The 433-nt window shown below is 73.9% G+C and carries 1 pseudogene; it reads right to left on the bottom strand.

Annotated features, from left to right (window positions below):
• Nucleotides 1-433 (bottom strand): annotated as a pseudogene (locus BFF77_RS32395) (hypothetical protein); the annotation flags it as partial.

Here is a 433-nt window from a genome sequence, read left to right as displayed (position 1 = left end):
CCGCGGCCAGCAGGGCGGCCCTTGCCGCGTCGGCGGCGTTCACCCGCAGACCTGACCGGTTCGCCCCGGTATGCAAGGTCGCCGTACCGTCCCGCCGTGCGAGCAACGTCACATCCGCGCCGAGGGCCGCCACATCGCCACGACCGTCGTCCAGCGCGAAGAGGAAGCGGCCGGAGAGACCGGTCGCCGCCTCGCTCGCGCACAGGAAGTCGTCCAGTTCCCGTGCCCACGACTGCGGTTGACCGAGTCCGAGACCGAGTCCGTCCCCGTCCGCGCCCCCACTCCCGTCCAGGACTCCGCTCCCGGATCCGTCGAGACCGGCCAGCGGTGAGGCGACGATGTTCCGGACCCGCTCGTGCCGTTCGGACGGCAGCAGCCCGGCCCCGTGCAGCATCTCCGCCAGTGCGGCGGCGCTGCCCGCGTCCGCGCCCAG

It is taken from the genome of Streptomyces lushanensis (genome assembly GCF_001700515.1).
GTDB classification, from domain to species: domain Bacteria; phylum Actinomycetota; class Actinomycetes; order Streptomycetales; family Streptomycetaceae; genus Streptomyces; species Streptomyces lushanensis.
The sequence above is the reverse complement of the archived record's forward strand: the minus strand, read 5'-3'. Positions and strand labels throughout refer to the sequence as shown.